Annotated in this window: 3 protein-coding genes; all 3 read left to right on the top strand. The window is 71.8% G+C overall.

Features of this window, described 5'->3' with window-relative positions:
* Positions 1-2,850 (top strand): VCBS domain-containing protein (locus QQK25_RS22465; RefSeq protein WP_284189966.1); only part of this gene is annotated, 2,850 nt, incomplete at its 5' end.
* A gap of 26 nt (positions 2,851-2,876) precedes the next feature.
* Positions 2,877-3,173: a DUF3467 domain-containing protein gene (locus QQK25_RS22460; RefSeq protein ID WP_284189965.1), complete on the top strand. Its 297-nt coding sequence runs from the start codon at positions 2,877-2,879 to the stop codon at positions 3,171-3,173.
* 155 nt (positions 3,174-3,328) lie between these two features.
* The coding region (locus QQK25_RS22455; protein ID WP_284189964.1) for a hypothetical protein at positions 3,329-3,519 on the top strand (191 nt) is incomplete at its 3' end.

Below are 3,519 nucleotides of genomic sequence, written 5' to 3'. Positions count from 1 at the left end.
GCCAGCGGCGGCGTGCTCGACGACGCCATCGGCACCGTGGCCGACGGCACCGCCATCGCCCGCGTCACCGCAGTGAGCGCCGGCAGCACCGCCGGCACCGTTGGCAGCGCGCTCGCCGGCCGCTTCGGCAGCCTCACCCTCAACGCCGACGGCAGCTACAGCTACGTGGTGGATGACGCCGCCGCGGCCACCGAAAACCTCGCCGCCGGCGAGACCGGCACCGACAGCTTCACCTTCACCGTCACCCGCAACGGCGGCCGCAGTGTCACCACCACCCTCGACATCGCGGTGGCCGGCGCCGACGACACTCCGGTCACCAGCGGTGACCTCACCGGCGCGATCACCGAGGCCGTCACCCCGGCCGGCGTGCTCGCCACCACCGGCAGCATCGCCTTCAGCGACGTGGATCTGGCCGACACTCACAGTGTCTCCGGCGTCACCCCCTCGGCCGGCGCGCTGGGCACGCTCACTGCCACCGTCACCACCCCGGCCAGCGACGTGGACGGCACCGGCGGCGTCATCGCCTGGGCCTACAGCGTCAACGCGGCGGATGTGGAATACCTCGCAGCCGGCCAGACCCGCGTCGAAACCTTCACCCTGGCCATCCACAACGGCCGCGGCGGCAGCACCGACACCGTCGTCACCGTCACCATCACGGGCACCAACGACGCCCCGGTCGTGGCCCTGTCCGGCCTCTCCGGCGCGGTCACCGAGGTCATCACCCCGGCCGGCGATCTGGCCACCAGCGGCACCGTGGCCTTTGGCGATGTGGACCTCACCGACAGCCACGCCGTGCTGCCGACCATCACCGCCTCGGCCGGCGCGCTGGGCAGCCTCACCGCCAGCGTCACCACCCCGGCCAGCGACGCGGACGGGCAGGGCGGCGAGATCACCTGGCAGTACCGGGTCGCCGCCTCCGCTATCGAATACCTCTCCGCCGGCGAGAGCAAGGTCGAGACCTTCACCCTCAGCCTCGACGATGGTCACGGCGGCATCACCAGCCGCAGCGTCACCGTCACCCTCACCGGCACCAACGACGCGCCGGTGGTGGCCACGGTCGATCTCACCGGCGCCGTCACCGAAGCCGGCACGCCCGCCGGCAACCTCATCGACACCGGCCGCATCGCCTTCACCGACGTGGATCACCTGGACAGCCACCGTGTGCTGCCGGTCATCACCGCTTCCGACGGCGTGCTCGGCGCTCTTACCGCCGCTGTCGATGGCGAGGCCATCGCCTGGACGTACTCCGTCGCCGCCTCGGCGGTGGAATACCTCGCCGTGGGCGAGACGAAGGTGGAAACCTTCACCCTCAGCCTCGACGACAGCCAGGGCGGCACCGTGGCGCGCACCGTTACCGTGCGTATCGCCGGCACCAACGACGTCCCGGTGGCAAGCGCCGACAGCGCCGCCATCCGCGAGGACGACACTCTCGCCGTCGATGCCGCCACCGGCGTGCTCGCCAACGACACCGACGTGGATGCCAGCGACCTGCTGCGCGTCGGCGCGGTGGGCGTGGCCGGCGCAGCGCCGCTGGCCGCGGGCGTGGGCACGGCCGTCACCGGCACCTACGGCACCCTCGTCCTCAACGCCGACGGCAGCTACACCTACGCCGTGGATACCGCCGCCGGCCAGGCCCTCAAGGCCGGTCAGGCCGCCACCGAAACCTTCACCTACGTGGTGGCGGACGGTCACGGCGGCACGGCGATGCAGACCCTCACCCTCGCCATCACCGGCAGCGACGACCACCCGACGGTCGGCGGCGACACCCGCGGCGCGGTCAAGACCGACCGCAACCTCGTCACCACCGGCACCCTCACCGTCGTTGATGCCGACGCCGGCGAATCGGGCTTCGTGGCGGGCGAACTGGCCGGCCTCTACGGCACGCTGGTCCTCGACGCCGCCGGCGGCTGGACCTACACCGCCGACCCGGCCCGCGTGCCGAGCGGCCTCTTCGCCATCGACGCGATCGGTGTCACCACCCTCGACGGCAGCGCCGCCGAGGTGCGCATCACCGTCAATGGGCCGGACGCGATCCTGATCGCGGCGCTGTCGCCCACGGTGAGCGGGCAGGTCTTCGGCAGTTCGACGCCGATCCTCAGCGCCAGCCCGATGTCTGTCGGCGCTGCACCCGGGGTTGGCGCCCCGGCCGTCATGCCGGTCGCGCCGCCCGTCGAGGCGCCGGTTGGCAGTGTCGAATCGGTCCGCAGCGCCGAAACCCCGGCCGTCGGCCCCAGCCGCACTGCCGCCGCGCCGTCCAGCGGTTCCGGCAGCACGGCGGGCAGCGGCGAGGGCAACCTCGGCAGCAGCACCGGCAACGCCGAAGGTGCCACCCTCGGCGCCGCGCTGCAGCCGCCGGTCCAGCGGGCACCGGTAGTCATCCCGCAGACGGTGGGCATCAAGGTCTTCACCCCGTCCGTGTCGATGATGAACGCCGTGGCCTTCGGGCAGAACATCCGCATCCTCATGAGCCCCCTGGGCACGCCGGGCGAGATCGACCGCCAGAACACCAGCGGCGTCCTCCAGCAGCAGGACAGCACCCGCGCGCCGGAGCCGGACACCGCGCCGGCCCTGCCGCAGGCGGCCCCGCCTGAAGCCAGCGTGGCACCGGCCATCCCGGCGCTGCCCGTTGGTGACGTGGAGCCCGAGCTGACCGAACTGCGGGTGTCGTCCGACGACATCCTTGCGACCGCCCCGGCCGAGCCCGAAACCGCCGCCGACAGCGACACCAACCCGGGCGCTGCCCTGGCTGCCGCTGCCGGAGGGCTGATTGGCGCCCGACGCATTCAATGGACGCTGCCTGCTGCCGATAAAGCATCCAGCCGCCGCGCATCCGGCCGGCGGGCAGCATGACAACGTCGATCCAAGGAGAACCCGCAATGAGCGAACAAGCCACCGTCCAGAACATCCAGCAACCCGCGGAAGCCCCCACGCTGGTGTGGGACGACAGCGCCATGCAGACCCACTACGCCAACGTCTGCAACGTGATGGGCACCCGCGAGGAGATGGCGCTGTTGTTCGGCGCCCATCAGACCTGGCAGCAGGACGCCAAGGAGGTTCGCGTGGCCCTGTCCAACCGCATCGTGATGAACCCCTACGCCGCCAAGCGCCTGCACGCGCTGCTGGAGATCGCCCTGAAAGAGTACGAAGGCCGCTACGGCGAACTGAAGCTCTGAGCACCGGGCGGTAACGCCTGGCGCGGCGGGCTTGCCCGCCAGCATCGCCCCCTGATATCGCCACCCACCCCGGGTGGCGATACTTTTTTGGGGCTGGCCCTCAAGACAAGGCCGCTTCGCGACGATTACAGCGCAGTCTCCATCCGGAATTTCCCATGCGCGCCGTCGAGAATCACCCCCTCACCGACCCCTGGATCGCCATCGCCCGGCTCGACGATGACGCGGCCTTCGCCCCGGCCTGGCTCGACCGGGCCGTGGCCGGGCTGGGCGGCGCGGCCCAGGTGCGCGAAGCCGTGCTGGTGCTGGGCCCGGCCAACGCCGGTCCTTTCCAGGCCCGCGCCCTGTG

This window comes from Zoogloea oryzae (assembly GCF_030161255.1).
Taxonomy (GTDB): Bacteria; Pseudomonadota; Gammaproteobacteria; order Burkholderiales; family Rhodocyclaceae; genus Zoogloea; species Zoogloea oryzae.
Note: the sequence above shows the minus strand (reverse complement) of the source record. Positions and strands in the feature narration are given on the sequence as shown.

Coding starts and splice junctions, on each gene's coding strand:
- QQK25_RS22460 (WP_284189965.1), top strand. CDS start 2,877: ATGAGCGAACAAGCCACCGTCCAGAACATCCAGCAACCCGCGGAAGCC.